At 34.7% G+C, this 20437-nt stretch carries 11 protein-coding genes; all 11 read left to right on the top strand.

Features of this window, described 5'->3' with window-relative positions; genetic code table 11:
* Nucleotides 1-247 precede the first annotated feature (247 nt).
* A complete protein-coding gene (locus EJN67_RS11470; RefSeq protein ID WP_129724447.1) occupies nt 248-1930 on the top strand; it encodes a glycoside hydrolase family 13 protein in 1683 nt (560 codons plus the stop codon).
* Between the two features lie 21 nt (nt 1931-1951).
* Nucleotides 1952-3820 carry a glycoside hydrolase family 15 protein gene (locus EJN67_RS11465; RefSeq protein WP_165000851.1) on the top strand — a complete coding sequence of 623 codons (1869 nt, stop codon included), beginning with the start codon at nt 1952-1954 and terminating at the stop codon, nt 3818-3820.
* Between the two features lie 18 nt (nt 3821-3838).
* Nucleotides 3839-4840 (top strand): LacI family DNA-binding transcriptional regulator, encoded by a 1002-nt coding sequence (locus EJN67_RS11460; protein WP_129724449.1) that lies wholly within the window; start codon nt 3839-3841, stop codon nt 4838-4840.
* 112 nt (nt 4841-4952) lie between these two features.
* Nucleotides 4953-6329 carry an ABC transporter substrate-binding protein gene (locus EJN67_RS11455; RefSeq protein ID WP_129724445.1) on the top strand — a complete coding sequence of 459 codons (1377 nt, stop codon included), beginning with the start codon at nt 4953-4955 and terminating at the stop codon, nt 6327-6329.
* 104 nt (nt 6330-6433) lie between these two features.
* Complete coding sequence (locus EJN67_RS11450; RefSeq protein WP_129724444.1) at nt 6434-7297, top strand: carbohydrate ABC transporter permease; 864 nt, start codon at nt 6434-6436, stop codon at nt 7295-7297.
* Nucleotides 7297-8127: a carbohydrate ABC transporter permease gene (locus EJN67_RS11445; RefSeq protein ID WP_129724443.1), complete on the top strand. Its 831-nt coding sequence runs from the start codon at nt 7297-7299 to the stop codon at nt 8125-8127. The genes EJN67_RS11450 and EJN67_RS11445 overlap by 1 nt, the downstream gene beginning before the upstream one ends.
* Before the next feature lie 75 nt (nt 8128-8202).
* Entirely contained in the window at nt 8203-9528 is a 1326-nt protein-coding gene (locus EJN67_RS11440) for a sugar ABC transporter substrate-binding protein (RefSeq protein WP_129724442.1), read from the top strand.
* Nucleotides 9529-9608: 80 nt separating this feature from the next.
* Nucleotides 9609-10907 carry a carbohydrate ABC transporter permease gene (locus tag EJN67_RS11435; protein WP_129724441.1) on the top strand — a complete coding sequence of 433 codons (1299 nt, stop codon included), beginning with the start codon at nt 9609-9611 and terminating at the stop codon, nt 10905-10907.
* Nucleotides 10904-11788 carry a sugar ABC transporter permease gene (locus EJN67_RS11430; protein WP_129724440.1) on the top strand — a complete coding sequence of 295 codons (885 nt, stop codon included), beginning with the start codon at nt 10904-10906 and terminating at the stop codon, nt 11786-11788. Before EJN67_RS11435 ends, EJN67_RS11430 begins: the two co-directional genes overlap by 4 nt.
* Before the next feature lie 92 nt (nt 11789-11880).
* Nucleotides 11881-13356 (top strand): alpha-amylase family glycosyl hydrolase, encoded by a 1476-nt coding sequence (locus EJN67_RS11425; RefSeq protein WP_207208020.1) that lies wholly within the window; start codon nt 11881-11883, stop codon nt 13354-13356.
* 65 nt (nt 13357-13421) lie between these two features.
* Nucleotides 13422-20330 carry a type I pullulanase gene (gene pulA / locus EJN67_RS11420; RefSeq protein WP_129724439.1) on the top strand — a complete coding sequence of 2303 codons (6909 nt, stop codon included), beginning with the start codon at nt 13422-13424 and terminating at the stop codon, nt 20328-20330.
* The last annotated feature ends 107 nt before the right edge of the window (nt 20331-20437 follow it).

The raw sequence follows: 20437 nt of genomic DNA, 5'->3' as shown, positions 1-20437 counted from the left end.
TTGTCAAGGTTGGGTAGTATTTTCTCGTATACACTCGAAAATCTCCACCCTCCCCTTGACAAGAGGAAGTAAATGGATAAGTATGATTTTCTCAAAAAGTGTTGCATTTAATATTGCAATTTAGAAAAAATATATAAAATAGAAAAAATTATTAAAAGGTATTGACAATCATTACATATATATGTTGCAATTGCCATGCACACGGTTGCATGACCATTATAAATCCTTTCGGGGGGGTGAATTGGATATGATGTTTCATGCTATTTATCATAGACCAAAGGGTAACTTTGCTTATGCCTATGACCAAGACACCATACATATTCGTATTAGAACAGCAAAAGGAGATGTAGACAAAGTCAATATAAAATACGGTGATAAGTATGATTGGAAAAATGAGAACTATATAAAGACAATGAACAAATTGTATTCTGATCAACTTTTTGATTATTGGCAGTCTAGCATAAAACCACTGCATAGGCGTCTTTGCTATATGTTTAGTTTTGAATCACGAGGCAAACGTTACTGGTATACGGAATATGGATTTCATGACAAACAACCGTTGAAAACCGATGTTATGTTTGAATATCCATATATTAATAAAGTAGATATATTCAATACGCCTGGGTGGGTGAAGGATGCTATTTTTTATCAAATTTTCCCTGAACGTTTTGGAAATGGAGATAAAGATAATGATCCTAAAAACACGGAAGCATGGGGCAATCGTCCGACAAGAGATAATTTCTTTGGAGGGGATCTTAAGGGAATTATAGATCATTTAGACTACTTAGCCGATCTAGGAATTAATGCAATTTATTTAACACCCATATTTGAAGCTAATACTAATCATAAATACGATACTAAAGACTATATGAAAATAGATCCTCAGTTCGGTGATATTGGTACTTTAAAAACATTGGTATCAAATTGTCATGAACGAGGCATAAGAGTAATATTAGATGCAGTTTTTAATCATTGTGGCTACTATTTTGAACCATTTCAAGATGTAATAAAGCATGGACCTAAATCCAAATATTGGGATTGGTTCTATATACATGACTACCCCATAAGAATACATCCTAGGCCCAACTATGAAAGCTTTGCCTTTGAATATCATATGCCCAAGTTAAATACAGAAAATCCTGAGGTAAAAAAGTACCTTTTAAATGTAGCTGAATTTTGGATAAAAGAAGCGGATATAGATGGTTGGAGGCTAGACGTAGCAAATGAAGTTGATCATGCTTTTTGGCGGGAGTTTCGCAGAGTAGTAAAAGAAGCTAAGGCAGATGCCTATATATTAGGAGAGGTATGGCATGATGCAGGACCATGGTTGCAGGGAGATCAATTTGATGGAGTGATGAACTATCCATTTACTGAGGCTGTTATTAGCTTTTTTTGCAGAAAATCAATTAATGCAAGAGAATTTGTAGATTTACTTAATATGTTTGCGTTCAGATATCCCGATCAAGCGAATCAAACACTTCTTAATATACTTGATAGCCACGATACGGCAAGGCTATTTAATAAATGTAATGGCGATAAAAGACTTTTAAAATTGGCTGTAATGTTTCAAATGGCTTATGTGGGTGCACCATGCATATATTATGGTGACGAGATAGGTATGACCGGTGAGGATGATCCTGATTGCAGACGAACTATGATATGGAATGAGGATGCACAGGATAAAGAATTGCTTGAATTTTATAAAAAGTGTATAAATCTTAGAAAGAAATATACAGCACTTAGGCGGGGAGAATGCAATTTTTTATATGCCAAGGATGCCCAATTTGTTATGCAGCGTCGTTTTGGCAGCGAGGAAGTGATTTTTGCTTTTAATGTAAGCAGTAAATCATCTAAAATAGACCTACATATAAATCAAAGCAATTACGATATTTATATGAGACCTTATGAATATAAGATTATTTTTCCATAAATGAAACAGGAGTGAATGAATTTGTACACATCAAAAGCACATATAATAGACGCCATAATAGGTAATAGGAAGATGATGGCAGTTATGACATCCAATGGGGAAATGCAGAAACTATGGTGGCCTAGACTAGACGTTTTTCAACAAATAGATGAATGGAATTTTGCCATATCCATAGATGGTTATACGAATCTGTTGTGGCTCCATGATGATATGGAATGGGATTTTGTCCAAAAATATCTAGATGATTCGCCGATAGTGCTAACTAAAGGTAGGCACAAGGTACTTCCAATAAGCTGGCAATTTATCGATTTTATACTGCCTGATAAGGATGTATTAATAAGAAGAATCAATATAAAAAATGATTCAGAAAAGAAGATGTCAATAAAGTTGTGGCAATATTCCAATTTTCCTATAGACGAGAGATACAGATATAATACCACTCAATACATAGATGATATAGATGGTATATTGCACTATCGAGCCAATACAGCAATAGGATTATGCAGTAGTAAAAAGATATCGGCTTTTCAATGTGGAGGAGATGTAAAAAGTCAGATCAAAGGATTAAATCTTGCTGGTGAAGATCAGAATATGTCTTCTCAGGGCGCTGTCATGTGGGATTATAATACTGTTTATCCACAAGAGGATATATGTATTGATATATACTTAATAGCGGATACTTCCATAGAAAAAATATTCAAAACTATGAGTAGTTTAAAGATTCGTAATACATCGGACGTTCAAAATGATGTTTGTAAGTATTGGCATGATATCTATTTTGAACGCAATCACATAGATATCTATAATAAAAAGCTTAATAAACTTTATAATAGATCTATCATGGTGTTCCACCTTTTAAGTCAATCTGATTTAGGTAGTATACTGGCGGCACCTGAAGTGGATGAGGACTTTTTATACTGTGGTGGCTATGGCTTTTGCTGGGGAAGGGATGCTGCATATATAACTTGTGCTATAGATGCAGCTGGATATTATGATATGGTAGATAAATTTTATGAATGGACTATATCTGCTCAAAGTGCAGATGGCTCATGGGCTCAGCGGCATTATCTGGATGGTTCCATAGCGCCGAATTGGGGAATTCAAATTGATGAAACAGGTTCTGTATTATGGGGCATTTGGGAACATTATAAGATTACCAAGGACAAACAATTTTTATCTAAAATGTGGCCCAGTATAAAAAAAGGTGCAGAATTTTTAATATCATACTTAGATGATTATACTGGTTTACCATCTGATTCTTATGATCTATGGGAGGAACGTGTAGCTGAACATACCTATTCAGCGGCAGCTGTTTATGGTGGCTTCATAGGAGCATCTAATATAGCAGCTGAAATGGGATTTGACGCGGAAGCAAAAGGGTGGACAAAAAATGCTATAGATATTAAAAAAGCCATTGAAAAATGGTGCTGGGATGAGGAAACTGGATATTTCTTGAGAAGTATAAAAGTAGATGGAGAAATACATAAGGACCATATAGTTGATATATCTGTCTTAGGACTTGTATATCCTTTTAAGGTATTAGATGCAAATGATAAAAGGATAAGGGCTACTGTAAAGGTTATCGAAGATAGATTGTGGAGTTTAAAAGTAGGTGGCATCAAAAGGTATGAAAATGATGTATATCGTGGGGGCAATCCATGGATTTTGACCACTTTGTGGTTGACCTATTATTATACGTTAATTGATGAAAACGATAGAGCAAAGGAGCTTTTTGGATGGGTAGTAGATCATGCTACACCAATGGGGCTATTTTCTGAACAAATTCATAGAAATACTGGAAAACCTGCTTGGGTAGTACCACTTACTTGGTCTCATGCAATGTTTATACTTACCCTTAGGGAGTTACTCGATAAAGAGCTTTTAGAATAAAGGAAAGGAATGAGCAAATTGGCAGTTACTATTAGAGACGTAGCAAAAGCTGCAAAGGTATCTCCGTCTACTGTATCAAGAGTTATAAGTGATAGCCCTCAGATAAGCGAGGCAACTAAGAAAAAAGTCTATAAAACAATGAAGGAACTAAATTATGAACCAAACATAATAGCAAGGAGTCTTGCTAATAATTCTACTAAAATATTAGGTCTTATACTGCCAAATGCAGAAAATGATTTATTCGAAAATCCATTTTTTATGCAAGCTATGCGAGGTATAAGTGTGTATGCCCAAAAAAGAGGATATTACATAATGTATGCTTTTAGTAAAACAGAAGATGAAGAATTAAAATTTTTAGAGCACTATATAAGAAGTAAACTAGTTGATGGTACTATTCTTTTAACATCCAGACAAAATGACAGATGTATATCATACCTAAAGACTACCGATCATCCTTTTGTATTAATAGGTAGGCCGGAACAGCCTAATGGCATGCTCTGGGTTGACAATGACAACTTTCAAGCTATGTATAATGTAGTAGATTATCTAATAAGGAAGGGGCATAAGGCAATAGCCTTTATAGGAGGCCCCACCAACTTATATGTTACTAGAGACAGACTTGATGGCTACAAAAAGGCCCTTAGGACACATGCTATTCCTGAAAATAGTAAAATGATAAAATTTACAGATCAGTTTTTGAGAGAATGTGGCTATGAGGCTATGATGGATATTTTATCATATAAGACACCTAGTGCAGTAGTTACAACAGATGATTTATTGGCATTTGGTGTTGTTGATGCTATGAAGGAGAAAGATGTAAAAAATATAGCTGTAGTAGGTTTTAATAATACGTATCTTTCAGGATATCAAAACCCATCTTTAACATCAGTGGATATTAATGCTCAAGAACTTGGAATGCATGCTGCTAAGCTGCTTATAGATAAATTGGAGAATAAAGACATGCCTACTACTCACTATATTGTGGATACAAGTTTGGTAGAACGGGATTCTACCATGTAATACGCCACCATAATGGTGTTGTGTAGGAGGGAAGGATGTCATATGTTGTGATTTATACTATGTCGCATTTAAACAGGGTATAAACAAAAATAAATTAAAGGAGTTGGGTATAATGAGAAAATCGGTAAAACTTATAAGTATGATATTAGCGATTTTATTGATTAGCATATTGTTATTCTCAGGATGTACGTCTGATAATGGGTCGTCAAAAGATGTCTCAGAGGATAATAATATAGATAAAGATTCAAAAAAAGAAGAAAATTCTGACAAAAAGGTAGAATTAGATATATTTCAATTTAAGGTAGAGGTAGCGAAGGAATTGCAAGAGGCTACTGAAGCTTATACAGCTGAAAATGAAAATGTAAAAATCAATTTGGAAACAGTAGGTGGGGGTCAGGATTATGGCGCTGCATTGAGAGCCAAATTTCAATCTGGTAATGAACCAGCTATATTTAATGTAGGTGGTCCACAGGATGTAGAGGATTGGATTAATAAGCTAGAAAATCTATCTGACCAGCCATGGGCTAGTATGGCTCTTCCCGGGGTTTTAGAAGGTGTGAAGAAAGATGATGAAGTTTATGGAATGCCATATAGCATGGAAGGTTACGGATTTATTTACAATAAGAAGATTTTTGAAGTTGCTAATATTGATGCAAACAATATAAAAGATTTTGCATCTTTGGAGGATGCAGTAAAAACATTGGATCAGAAAATAAAAAGTGGAGAGTTGAAGGAAAAATTTCCACAACTTGAAGCTGTTTTCGAATATCCGGTTAAAGAAAAGTGGGTGACAGGTCTACATACTTCTAATGCGTTTTTAGGATTGGAGTTTGCTAGTTCTATAGATGCTTATAACTCAAAAACTGTAGAATTTAAATATGGTGATCAGCTTAAGCAAATTATAGACTTACAGGCAGATTATTCAAGTAATAGTGATCAGAAAGCAAATTTGACTAGTGTAGATTATGCTACCCAAGTGGATCAAGGTTTAGCTATAGAGAGAGTTGCTATAATTCAACAGGGTAATTGGATATTTCCTCAAGTAGAAAATATTGATCCTGATATAGCAAAAAATCTAGGAATTTTGCCCATGCCTATTTCAGGCGTAAAAGAAAATTGCATTCCTGTAGGTGTACCAATGTATTGGGCAGTTAATAAAGATAAGGATGAAAACGTAAAAAATGCTGCTGAAGATTTTCTAAATTGGTTATATACGTCGGATAAAGGAAAAGAATTTATTGTAGATAAATTTCATTTTATTCCCCCGTTCAAAGGTTATGAAAATAATCGTCCGGCTGATTCATTAGGACTTGCTGTATTAGAGTATTCTGAAGCTGGGAATGTAATACCTTGGGTTTTCATGGGATATCCTACAGGCTGGGGAGAAAATGTATTAGGCGTTAACATTCAGTTATATATTGCTGGTGAATCGACATGGGAAGATGTAATTAACAATTGTAAAGCAGAATGGGAAACATCGAGGAAGTAATTTAATCCATATTATATTAGATGTACCTTAAAGGGCTTTAAGGTACATCTAATATAAAACATGTTTATAATTTACTAACAGGTTATTGAAGAGGATGAGATAAGATGAAACAATCAAAAGGCTGGTTTTTTCTATTTGTAGGGCCAATTTTCCTTATATTTTTAATTGTTGTGTTAATACCAATGTTTATGGGGGTTTATTATTCTTTTACCGATTGGAACGGAATAAAGAGTAATGGATGGGTTGGCTTATCTAATTATATTAATATATTTACCCAAGATAAGTATTTTAAGAAATCATTTATGTTTACTTTAAAGTTTGCAACTATATCGATGCTTGTGATAAATTTATTGGGATTTTGTTTAGCACTGCTTGTAACGAGAGGAATTAAAAGAAGCAATGCCTTAAGAAGTATATTTTTCATGCCCAATCTTATAGGTGGTCTAATCTTAGGATTTGTTTGGCAATTTATTTTTATAAATGGGTTTAATTTTATTGGTAAAGCTTTAAACATAAAATGGTTGCAAGGGTGGTTATCCGATCCGGTGACAGGTTTTTGGGGATTGATAATACTTATGTCATGGCAAATGTCAGGGTATATGATGGTTATTTATATATCTGCATTAGAAAATATATCTGAATCTTTACTCGAGGCAGCAGAGATTGATGGTGCAAATGTGTGGCATGTTTTAACAAACATTATATTTCCACTAGTTGCACCGGCATTTACCATAGGAATGTTTTTGACTTTATCTAATTCTTTTAAGCTTTTTGATCAAAATCTGGCACTAACAGCTGGAGGACCTTACAATTCTACACAGATGTTAGCACTAAATATTTATAATACTGCTTTTAGTTTTAACAAGTATGGTATTGCTCAGGCAAAGGCAATAATTTTCTTATTATTAGTAGGCACCATTACATTAACACAAATGTACATAAACAAAAAAAGAGAGGTGGAGATGTAATGGCATCTAAAAAAACAAATACAAAAAACATTCTATTGGTTATTGGTATATTGTTGGCCATTATATATATATTTCCGTTTTACATAATACTAGTAAACTCTTTCAAAACGCAGAAAGGTATTTTTCTAGATGTTATTGGATTTCCGCGTAAAACTTTTTTTAGACCACAGAACTATATAGATGCTTTTAAGCAGCTAAGATTTTTGCATTCGTTTACTAATTCTATTTTAATTACTATATCGAGCACTATTTTAATAGTATTACTTGGTTCTATGGGCTCATGGATGTTAGCTAGGACAAGGACAAAGTTAAGTAGTTTTATCTTTTTTATTTTTGCTGCGGCCATGTTGATCCCATTTCAATCAGTAATGCTTCCACTTGTAAACATTATGGGAAAGATAGGATTTCTTAATCCTTTTGGGTTAGTTTTTATGTATATTGGTTTTGGTTCTAGCTTATCGATAATTTTATATCATGGATTTATAAAAAGTATACCATATGAATTGGAGGAAGCAGCTACAATAGACGGATGTAATCCATGGCAAAAATTTTGGCGAGTTGTTTTCCCATTATTACATAATATAACCATTACTATTAGTATATTGAATGTTATGTGGATATGGAATGATTTTCTGTTACCTCAATTGGTGATTAATAAGCCTCAATGGCATACTATTCCGTTGAAGATGTTTTACTTTTTCGGACAATATTCCAAAAGATGGGACTTAGCTTTAGCCGGTCTTGTTATTTCAATAATTCCAGTTGTTGTATTTTATATTGTTACACAAAAATATATTGTTAGGAGTATAACTATGGGTGCTATTAAATAGTGACTAATTACCATGTATACGCCACCATAATGGTGTTGTGTATAAAAATAAAAAATTATAACGGAGGGAGTTATCATGAAAAAAAGTATATCTATTATCCTAGTGGTAATGCTTTTATTATCATTATCACTTATAGGATGCTCCAATGACAATAAGGGAAATGAAGTAGATAAGCCTGATGAAGGTGATAATCAGAAGCAACAGGAAGAAAATAATGACAATGTAGACGAAGATGCATCAGATGATGAATCTACTGAAGGCATAGTAGCCGAAGATGGAGCAACATTGAAATTGTGGATGGACAACGATGACTATAATGAAAAGATAGTAGAGGCATGGAACAAGGAATATCCAGATATTGAACTTACCGTAGAAAATGTAGGAACTACTGATGCGCGAAGTAAGCTAGAGCTTGATGGACCTGCAGGAGTTGGAGCTGATGTTTTTGTAACGGCTCATGATCAGGTGGGAGTTGCTGTAGAAGCGGGTCTTATACTGGAAAATGATCTATTCGCAGATTATGTGAAGGAAAGCTTTATGGAATCAGCTATTCCAGCTGTTACTTACAAAGGTAAGATATATGGTTTTCCTTTGAGCGTCAAGACAGTAGCACTATTCTATAACAAGGATTTAGTAGATAAGCCTGCAGAGACATGGGAAGATATGTTAGAATTTGCGAAGAAATTTAACGATACATCTCAAAATAAGTTTGCTATGGTATGGCAGGCAAATGAACCTTATCAAAACCATGGTTTTCTAGCCGGTTATGGATATAAAATGTTTGGCTCTAATGGTGAAGATGTAGACCAGCTTGGCTGGGATACAGAAGAGGCTATTGAGGGTATGAAGTTTTATCAAAAATTAAAGGAGCTATATCCTGTACCTGCACAGGATGCAGATTGGGATGCTATGACATCCATGTTTTCAGGAGGTAATGCAGCTTATGCCATAACTGGGCCATGGTCTATAAATGATTTTGAAGGAGCAGGTATAAACTTTGGTATAACAAAATTACCTAAATTACCTAATGGTAATTATCCCATTAGCTTTTCAACTGTAGATGTTGCATGTGTTAGCTCTTATACTGAGTATCCAAATGCAGCTAAACTACTTGCAAAGTTTTTATCTAGTGATGAAGCCCTTAAGATTTTATATGAGACAAAGCGTGAGTTACCTGCAAGCTTAAAGGCACAGGAACTACCTGAAATTAAAGATGATATTTATTTAGCAGGAGTAGCTGAGCAGGCTGAAAGTAGTATTCCAATGCCTCTGATAGCTGAGATGGGTAGTGTATGGGATCCATATAAAAAAGCCCTAACTGCAGTATGGGATGAAATACAGGATCCTGAAACGGCACTTAAGGCGGCGCAGGAAGAATTCTATTCCGCCATTGGAAAATAAATAATAGCTAGAGAAGAGTTTAAACTCTTCTCTAGCTGAATATCTAAAGAATGGAGATCCTTGGAAAGGAGATTTTTTCTATGAAAAAATCCAAAAAGGCAGGAATACTATCTGCAATAATATGGGGAGCAGGTCAAATTTACAATAAGCAATATTTAAAGGGATTAATATTTCTAGTTATACAGATTTTACTGGGTATAAATATAGATTATTTTAGTCAAGGCATATGGGGACTTATAACACTCGGTGAAGTCGCAAGTAAAACTGCAGGAGGCAAGGTAATACATGGTGATAACTCTATTATATTGCTGGTTAAAGGCATAATTTGCCTAATGATATTGTTGATTGCAGTGTTCGTATATATCCTAAATATAAAGGATGCAGTAAAGACGGGTAAATTATGTGATAATGGCATGCCGGTTCCTGATAGTGCTGAATATTTTAAAAATTTATGGGATCAATCTTTTGCATATATAATGCTATTACCAGCTGGAATATTTCTATTGTTTTTGGTAGTATTACCTCTTATATTTGGTTTTTGCGTGGCATTTACCAATTATTCTTCACCAGATCATTTACCACCTGCAAAGCTTGTAGATTGGGTAGGATTTGAAAATTTCAAGAATATATTTAAACTACCTATGTGGAATCAGACTTTTTTAGGTGTACTAGGTTGGACAGTTTTATGGGCAGTATTGTCTACTTTTTCGTGCTTTTTTATGGGGCTTATAATGGCTGCCCTGATAAATAGCAGCAGGGTTAAATTTAAGAAATTCTGGCGTACAATATATATACTACCATGGGCTATTCCTGGGATGATTTCACTGTTAGTATTCAGAAGCCTGTTTAATGGACAATTTGGTCCTATCAATCAGATATTGAAGAAATATGGACTAATACAACAGAATATACCTTGGCTATCTGATCCTACATTGGCCAAATTTACGATTATCATGGTAAATTTATGGCTAGGTTTTCCATACTTTATGGCATTGATGTCAAGTGTTATGACTAGTATAGACACAGCATTATATGAAGCTGCTGAAATTGATGGGGCTACAGGAGGTCAGAGGTTTTGGCATATAACCATTCCATTGGTGCTATATTCTACAGCCCCCCTTATCATAATGTCATTCGCCCATAACTTTAATAACTTCAATGTTATATACTTCCTAACTGAGGGCAATCCTATAAATCCATCTTATAAATTTGCGGGTCATACAGATATATTTATAACATGGATATATAAGATGACTTTAAATAATAAGCAATTTAGCATGGCCTCTGTAATGTCAATACTCATATTCTTGATTGTAGGGTCCATATCAGCTTGGAACTTTTTAAAAACCCAATCCTTTAAAGAGGAGGAAATGCTATGAGGGGAGATTTGTCTGTACAAAAACGAAGTTCGGTTCAAGTTAATAAAAAAGTACGAGTATCAGATATACTTATCAATCTTTTGATATATATAGTGCTTATAATAGTTGCCCTAGCGGTTATAGCGCCTATAGTATGGATAGTAGGTTCATCTTTTAATCCATCTAGTAGTTTGTTGTCAGCCACTGCCATACCTAAAAACCCTACTATCAAACACTATAAAAAATTATTCACAGCAACGAAATTTGGTAATTGGTATTTAAATACGCTTAAGATAGCCGTAGCTAATATGGCTTTATCTGTAATACTTAGTGTAAGTACAGGATATGTATTTTCTCGATTTAAATTTAAAGCCAAAAAGCCTGCACTTTTAAGTATACTAGTCCTTCAAATGTTTCCAAGTTTTATGGGCATGATTGCTATATATATGCTACTTTGGCAAATGAAGCTCTTAGATAGTCATCTTGGGCTCATATTGGTCTATGCGGCTGGACAGATTCCCTACAATACTTGGCTTGTAAAAGGATATATGTCATCTATACCGAAGAGCTTTGATGAGGCAGCCAAGATAGATGGTGCATCAAATATGACCATATTCACGAAGATTATTCTGCCTCTTATGAAGCCTATTACTACCTTTGTAGCTCTTACCCAGTTTATGGCACCATGGATGGATTTCATATTTCCTAGATTAATACTAAGCAGCGATAAAAAGAAGACTCTTGCCATAGGGCTTTTTGATTTGATTTCTGGAAATACAAATAATAACTTTACCATGTTTGCAGCAGGGGCAGTACTTGTGGCAGTTCCAATTACAATAATATATGTAAATATGCAGCGCTATTTATTAGAGGGAATGATGGCGGGAGCAAACAAACAATGATGATTAAATGCGGTAAAGTTTAAACTTTACCGCATTCATAAAAATATTTAAACCGGGTTTAAATAGTATATGTAATATGGAGGCTTTATCATATGAAACGGATGATATTTATATGGTTTATGATTGTTATTTTAGTAATTAATCTAGTTTCCTGTCAGCCTTCTCAAAAGTCAAATACATTATCTAAAGGAGAGTCTACTCAAAATAAAAATGTAATAAAAGAAGATAAATCGGAAAAGGAGAAAGTGCCTCAAACAGATAAAAACTCTAATAATGTCAAACAAAAAGTTTCAAAAGTAAACATACCAGAATGGTCAAAAAACGCAGTAATCTATGAAGTAAATGTAAGGCAATATACTAAAGAGGGTACTTTTAAAGCTTTTGAAGCACATCTACCTCGTTTAAAGGAGATGGGTGTAGATGTTTTGTGGTTTATGCCAATCTACCCCATATCTGAAAAAAATCGAAAAGGTACACTAGGTTCCTATTATGCTGTCAAAGACTATACGGATGTAAATCCTGAATTTGGAACTATGGAAGACTTTAAGGAGCTTGTCGACAAATGTCATGATATGGGTTTTAAAGTATTGTTGGATTGGGTAGCAAATCATACTGGCTGGGATAATGTATGGATTGAGAATAATCCAGACTGGTATACCCAAAATGCTGATGGGAATATAATTCACCCTCTAGGAACTGACTGGACGGATGTGGCCGATTTAAACTATAATAACCAAGATATGCGCAAGGCCATGCTAGATGCCATGAAATTTTGGGTTAAAGAGATTGGGGTTGATGGATTTAGAGCTGATTATGCCAATGGAGTTCCAAAGGATTTTTGGGAAACGGTTCGCGGTGAACTGGACACAATAAAACCTGTTTATATGTTGGCTGAAGATGACAGGATGTTTACACTCCTAAATCAGGCTTTTAATGTCAATTACGGCTGGGAATTGCATCATATTATGAATAAGGTTGCAAAGGGACAAAACAATGCAAAATATATAGAAACAAATTTAAAAAGAACACAGGCACTTTATCCCAAAGGAACCTATCCGATGAATTTTACATCGAATCATGATGAAAATTCTTGGTCTGGGACTGAATATGAAAGATTGGGAGATGCAGTAAAGGCCATGGCTGTATTGACTTTTGTGGTGCCTGGTATACCACTTATATATTCTGGGCAAGAGGCAGGATTGGATAAAAGATTGGAGTTTTTTGAAAAGGATGAGATCGATTGGGGCAATTTGACTATGCAGGATTTTTATAAAAATCTTATTACTCTTAAAAAAGAAAATCCTGCACTGTGGAATGGAAAAGACGGGGGAAACATTCACATCATTGAATCGACAGATAAAAACATACTGGCTTTTGTAAGAGAAAAGGATAAAAACAAAGTTGTTGCTATTTTTAATCTATCATCGAATGCAGTTACTGCTGATATAAATTTTGAAGATTATGCAGGAGCCTATCTATCTTTCTTTTTAGATGAACCATTTGATTTAGCCAAAGATCAAACATTAAATCTCAAATCATGGGAATATATAATTCTTACATCAAAATAGCATAGGAGCCCTTTGAAATTGTGTTTTAAAATATTATGAATTATTAAGAGGGAGGCCAACTTGCTATGAAAATTAATGTTAGAGCCATGTTAAATAGAGTGTTGTGTACATTAATGGTATTTGCCATTTTGGTTTGCAATATACCTCAAGTTGTCGCATTTGGACAAGAAGCGAATGATGAAAAGCTTGATATGGTAACCATAGTAGGGGACTTTTTTGAGAAAAATTCCATGGGCTCGAATTGGAATCCTAAAAATCCCAATGGTGTCATGAGACAGTATTTTAATAATATCTATGAAATTTCGATGCCATTAGATGCAGGGGTATATTATTACAAAGTAGCCTTAAATGGAAGCTGGGATCAAAACTATGCAAATGCAAACGGAAATGTAAATACTGGGGATAACGGCAATGCAAAAATAGCTTTGGATACGGATCAAATAGTCCATTTTAGATTTGATAATAACAACAAGAAATTATATGACTCTATAAATAACCTTGATCAATTTAGACAAAGTGCTACTTTGGTTGGCAGTCTAGAAGGGATGACGGAGAATGGACGGGCATGGGATCCTGCTGATACTAACTTTGATCTAGAATATATAGGTGGGGGTTTTTATAGGGGAGTATTTGAATTAGGTGCAGGTAATTTGGAATATAAGATAGCATTTAATCATGGGTGGGGCAATGGAGAATTAGGGGAAGACGGAAATAATATTGTAATTAATATTAAATCTAGTGGATTAGTAGTGTTTTTAGCAAATACTATTGAAGGTGTTGTATATGATTCTATAAGAAATCCAGAAATTAAAGATATTGTATCTCTTATAGGCCCTATACGTAAAGGCATTGATGAAAAAATAACCGATGATACACAATGGGATAATCAACTTAGGGGATTTGAATTTTATCAAATATCTGATTATGAATTAGCATTTACTGCATTACTCCCTAAAGGGACATATGAATATAAGGGAATAGAAAATTATAGCTGGGATGGAGGAGGCCTCCCGCCTGAAGCTAAAAACTATGAACTTACCATATCTAAAGACTTAGAATATGTCGTTTTTGTTGCTGATTTAAGGCAAAAGAACATTATAAATTCTATAGAGCATCCCGTTAATGTTAGTATTAAAATGGGGTTACAACAAGGGGCATCTGCTAAGGTAGTATCAGCAATATTTGATAATTTGACTGAAATTGATATCTTGACTACAAGACAATTATCAGACGAAGAGTTAAATTCTTTTTATGTAATGGATGATCAGGGACAAGAATTAGAAATAAAAGAAGTAAAAAAGATAGATGACAATAGGGCAAAGTTGATTTTAGATCCTAATGTTCAAATAGATGTATCTCGTATTTATCAAATAGGTTCAGATCGTTTTGAACCATGTTCAGCTATCATGCGCGGTATTTTAGATCAACAAGAGTTTTATTATAATGGGGACGATTTAGGTGTTACCTATAATAATGATGCAAGTATTTTTAAGTTATGGGCACCAACTGCCAAATTGGTTAGTCTGGTGTTATATGACAATGCCGGAGAGTATAATGGGGCGGGAGAGGTAATTGACCATAGTAGTGGCAAAGAGATGGAAATGCAGCCTGCAGATAAGGGAATATGGCAGATAAAAGTAGATGGTGATTTAAACGGTAAATTCTATATGTATAAAGTAGAATTTGCAAACAATATAGTTAATTATGCGGTAGATCCCTATGCAAAAGCAGTATCTGCAAATGGTCAAAGAAGTGCTATAGTAGATTTAAAAAGTACTGATCCAGAGGGGTTTGCCCCATATAAAAAGCCTGCTTTTGTATCTCCCACTGATGCTGTAATATATGAGCTGCACGTAAGGGATTTTTCAATAGACGAAAATTCAGGAATGGAGAATAAAGGTAAATTCCTTGCGCTTACAGAAAATGATACAAAGGGTCCTGAGGATATTTATACAGGTATAGCACACTTGAAGGATTTGGGTATAACACATGTGCATCTTTTACCCGTATTTGATTTTAAAACAATTGACGAGCTTCAAGTAGATAATCCTGATAGTTCTAAGCCTAAATATAACTGGGGGTATGATCCGCAAAATTATAATGCCCCGGAAGGTTCATATTCTACTGATCCAACTGATCCTAAAAAGCGCATTGAAGAGTTTAAACAAATGGTACAAGTGCTTCATGACAATGGAATAAGGGTAATAATGGATGTTGTCTATAATCATACATATACAACGGGTCAATCTCCGTTCGATGCAGTAGTACCGGGCTTTTTCTATCGTACCGATGATAATGGTAAGTATACCAATGGATCAGGTTGTGGAAATGAGATAGCTACAGAACGGGCAATGGTGAAAAAATATATAAAGGATTCTGTAAAGTATTGGGTAAAGGAATATGGGGTTGACGGATTTAGATTTGATCTTATGGGACTTATAGACAACCAAACCATGACAGAAATTACTCAGGAGCTAAAGGATATAGATCCTTCTATCTTTATATATGGAGAACCGTGGCAGGCAGGAGGTTCACCACTTCCAGTTGAATATCAAACTACTAAAGGTAAGCAAAAGGGTAAGGGGTTTGCCGTATTTAATGATAATTTTAGAAATGCAATAAAGGGTGGAAATGACGATGCTACAAAGGGATTTGCTACAGGAGAATCAGGCAAGGAACAGGATATTGTAAATGGTATAAGGGGAGCAATAGATGATTTTACCGATAGTCCAACAGAGACAATAAATTATATCACGTGTCATGACAATCTAAACCTATGGGATAAGATTATAAAGAGTCAGGGCTTAGATAATTCAGATCCCTATAAAAATGTAGATTTGGATAATGTAATGGAAAATGAAACGGTAAAGCGTTCCATACTGGCAAATGGGATAGTATTAACCTCCCAGGGCGTTCCTTTTATACAGGCTGGGGATGAGATTTTAAGGACAAAATATGGCGATCATAACAGCTATAAAAGTCCTGATGCTATAAATAAAATAAGTTGGCAGAACAAGGCAATGTTTAAGCCTGTATTTGACTATTATAGAGGGATTATAAAGCTTAGAAAAGAACATCCTGCATTCAGGATGAATACTAAGGAAGCTATAGAGAATAATTTGGTTATTTGCAGAGCAAATAATGATATAGTAGTATATCAAATAAAAGAGTATGCAAATAATGATCCATGGAAAAATATAGTGGTAGTATACAATGGAAGTGATGAAGAACAAGAAGTCCAATTACCCTTTAGTACCAGCTGGAATATAGTAGTAGATCACGAAAAAGCTGGAGTTGAAACAATCAGGACCGTTGAAGGGGATAAAATACAGGTTAAGCCAATTTCTTTGACGGTACTTTATGATGAGAAACAGGAATATATTCAATTACCTACGTCTATAGAAGTTTCATCGGATAATATAGGTATAGAGCCAAGGAAATCAAAATCTGTAACTGCCTTTATAAAGGATCAGTATGGAAGATTGTTAAATGATGTACAGCTAAATTGGAAATCAGCTAATCCAGAGATTGCCTCAGTTAATCAGTATGGGCAAATTACGGGCAATACTGCAGGTAAAACGGTTATAACAGTCTATCATGATGAATTATCTGTAGATATAAATGTAACTGTAGGGTCTTTGTATCCTGAACGTATATCCATAACAGGATCTGACGAGGTGTTTGAGACTAAATCCATTATACTATCTGCAAAGGTACTAGATCAATTTGGAAAACCTATGTCTAATACCCAAATACAATGGGAATCATCAGATCCATCTATAGCTAAAGTGGATTTTAAAGGTCAGGTAACCGGTATCAAGCCTGGAACTGTAATTATTACCGCTAAGACAGGGAATATAGAGTGCACCAAATCTATAAAAGTTATCCCATATATAGAGAATATAATACGTTTTAAATATATAAGGCCTGATGGGGATTATGGAGGATGGAATATTTGGGTTTGGTATACAGGAGTAAAGGATGGGCAAATAGATTTCAAGGAAATAAAAGACGGTGCAGCTATTGCAAATATAAAGGTCAGGCCTGGGACAGAACGTGTAGGATTTGTACTTAGGAAAGGTACAGATTGGGAAGAAAAGGATGCTTATTCTGCAGATCGGTATATAGATATAGACAAAAATGAGCTTATCACCAAGGTAACGGTAAGAAGTGGTGTTGGAGAGTTTAAACAGCCTCAAAGTATTACAGGGCCTGAGTTTAAAGATGGTAAAATAATATTCTATTATAGGGATAGTGATCTTTATTCACAGGATTTAATGCATACTGTAGATGAGGTAAAATTGAAAATAACTGATCCAAAAGCTGAAAGTGGGTATAAATTTTATGATATGTCATACAGTGAGGAAAATGAATATTTTTATTGCCCATTTGAACCAAATGCAGATGTTGAGAGATATGAATACAGTTTTACAGTAAGGTATCAGGATGGTTCCGAAAAGGAGTTTACTGATCCATATAATCCAGATTCTTATGTTGAATACAAAATTCCTGATTTTAATATAGCATCGGATATACAGCCTAATGCCATAGATTATACTCAAAATGCCGTTGTATCAATACAATTATCCAATAATATCGTAAAGCCTAGAGAAATATATCTAAATTTAACTGAACTTGGTGGGGAAGAGGAATATCCCATAGACGTGGAACTTATGAAGGGTACAATAGCTGTAAAGGATACTATCTTGGCGGGAGATAAAAACATACCTATAACGGTAGTTGATGAATATGGGAATAAACATATTAAAAATGCTAAAATAACTATTAAGCCTAGGGTGATAAAAGATGCTGGAGATTTTGATTGGGATGAATCCGTAATATATTTCTTGCTCACAGATAGATTTATGAATGGTGATACTTCGAATGACGATCCAAACGGTGAACAATATGATAAAAACCATCCAGAGACATATCACGGTGGAGATTTAAAAGGAATTACTAAAAAATTGGATTATCTAAAGGACTTAGGTGTAAACACTATATGGATTACTCCTATAGTAGATAATATAGATTTTAATAAGGGAGTAGATTTCACCAATCTACCTGAAAATCAGAGATATCAATATGGATATCATGGTTATTGGGCTCAGGATTTTACCAACTTAGATGAACATTTAGGTATTTTAGAAGACTTACATGAGCTTATAGATGAAGCTCACAATAAAGATATGAAGATAATGGTTGATGTGGTGATAAATCATGCAGGATATGGATTGAAACCTGGTGATGAAAAACAATGGGGACATCTGAGTAATTTTCCATCAAAGAAAGTACAGGATAAATTTTATATAGATATAAATGGAGAGACATCTAGCATGTTTAGGGATGGTGGAAGCGATGAGGTCAAGGGAGAACTGGCAGGGTTACCTGATTTCATGACAGAGATACCGGAGGTGAGAGATCAGATAATAAAGTGGCAAACTGATTGGCTAGATAAGGCGAAAACCAAAAATGGGAATACAATAGACTGTTTTAGGGTAGATACTGTAAAGCATGTTGAAGACACTACATGGAAGGCATTTAAAAACAGACTGACAGAAAAGGCACCTAATTTTAAACTAATTGGAGAATATTTTGGTGCATCGATAGATAATGCTTTTAATACCCAATTGGATAGAGGACAGATGGATAGTCTATTGGATTTTGAGTTTAAAAATAAGGCTAGGGCATTTACACAAGGAAAAATAGACGAGGTAGAGGAGTATTTGGAGTATAGGAATAAGAAACTTACTAATACAGCAACCTTAGGACAGTTTTTGAGCAGTCATGATGAAGATGGATTCTTATACAGTGTAGGTGGAGATATAAATAAGCTTAAGGTAGCTTCTACATTGCAGATTACAGCGAAAGGTCAACCTATTATTTATTATGGTGAGGAATTGGGCTTAACAGGTAAAAATGCAGACGATATGTCAAAGGGTGAATTTAGTGAAAATCGGTATGACATGGACTGGAGTAGACTGGATAATAAAGAGTATATATCTATATATGAACATTATAAAACTCTCTTAAATATCCGTAGAGATTATTCCAAAATATTCGCCAAAGGTAATAGGGAAAAAGTCGCAGGCAGTGATACAGAGCAATATTTAGTTTTCAAACGAAGCTATTGTGATGAATGTATCTATACAGGAATCAATTTAAAAAACAATAGCAAACAAGTTTCTATACAGACTCAATACCCCTCTAATACTGTAGTAGAAGACTTATATTCATCAAAAACTTATACAGTAAAAGATGGCGGAAACCTAACATTTGAACTACCTAGTGCAGATGCGGGAGGAACAGCAATATTGGTAGTAAAAAATAATGGGAAACCTGAAAAACCAATTGTGCCAGTCGAACCTGAAGAGCCGGAAGAGTCTGAGGTGCCCGAAAAGGAATGGGTACTAGCGGAGGATATAACCATAAATGGAAAAGGACATATACAGGGTATTGGTGATATAAAAGATGAGAATATAAAAGATATATTTATGTTGGGTACGGTTGGGAAAAGGAAACACCTTGAAGGTTTTATACTTGAATTTAAAGGCTTACCATCGGATATGATGGTGGTATACAGAGCTCATATCCAGACATACAGTGATATGCCAAATAAGAAATATGATAAAGGTGATGGTATATGGAAGGATGATAAGGGTGCTTGGTGGAAAAAACAAGGCTTTTATCTAGGGACGAAGGGAGAGAGGCGAAGAGTAGAAGGTATAGAGCTTATGCTTGTAGACAAGAATACCGATAAGGCATATAAAGGCTATAGCATAGAATACCAGGTGCATATGCAAGGATATGGATGGGGTATTGATGATAAAAATAACGATCTAAGGGATGATGGAAGTATAAACGATAGCTTTGACAAATGGGCAAAGGATGGAGCATTTGCCGGTACAAGAGGAGATAAAAGAAGAACAGAGGCAATACGTATAAGAATATTAAAGGAAGAGATAAAAGGGTAATAGGTAATTTGGCATATTGAAAAATGAAAAACCCGTAATTGATCTTCATGGTTGATTACGGGTCTTTCTATTGTGCTAGAAGAAAAAATAGTAGTATCTCTATTACC

The organism is Xylanivirga thermophila, assembly GCF_004138105.1.
Classification (GTDB): Bacteria; Bacillota; Clostridia; order Caldicoprobacterales; family Xylanivirgaceae; genus Xylanivirga; species Xylanivirga thermophila.
The sequence above is the reverse complement of the archived record's forward strand: the minus strand, read 5'-3'. Positions and strand labels throughout refer to the sequence as shown.

What these genes read in the sequence shown, in the direction of transcription:
- EJN67_RS11435 (WP_129724441.1), top strand. Translation starts at nt 9,609, where the DNA reads ATGAAAAAATCCAAAAAGGCAGGAATACTATCTGCAATAATATGGGGA.
- EJN67_RS11450 (WP_129724444.1), top strand. Translation starts at nt 6,434, where the DNA reads ATGAAACAATCAAAAGGCTGGTTTTTTCTATTTGTAGGGCCAATTTTC.
- pulA (WP_129724439.1), top strand. Translation starts at nt 13,422, where the DNA reads ATGAAAATTAATGTTAGAGCCATGTTAAATAGAGTGTTGTGTACATTA.
- EJN67_RS11430 (WP_129724440.1), top strand. Translation starts at nt 10,904, where the DNA reads ATGAGGGGAGATTTGTCTGTACAAAAACGAAGTTCGGTTCAAGTTAAT.
- EJN67_RS11425 (WP_207208020.1), top strand. Translation starts at nt 11,881, where the DNA reads ATGAAACGGATGATATTTATATGGTTTATGATTGTTATTTTAGTAATT.
- EJN67_RS11440 (WP_129724442.1), top strand. Translation starts at nt 8,203, where the DNA reads ATGAAAAAAAGTATATCTATTATCCTAGTGGTAATGCTTTTATTATCA.
- EJN67_RS11445 (WP_129724443.1), top strand. Translation starts at nt 7,297, where the DNA reads ATGGCATCTAAAAAAACAAATACAAAAAACATTCTATTGGTTATTGGT.
- EJN67_RS11470 (WP_129724447.1), top strand. Translation starts at nt 248, where the DNA reads ATGATGTTTCATGCTATTTATCATAGACCAAAGGGTAACTTTGCTTAT.
- EJN67_RS11455 (WP_129724445.1), top strand. Translation starts at nt 4,953, where the DNA reads ATGAGAAAATCGGTAAAACTTATAAGTATGATATTAGCGATTTTATTG.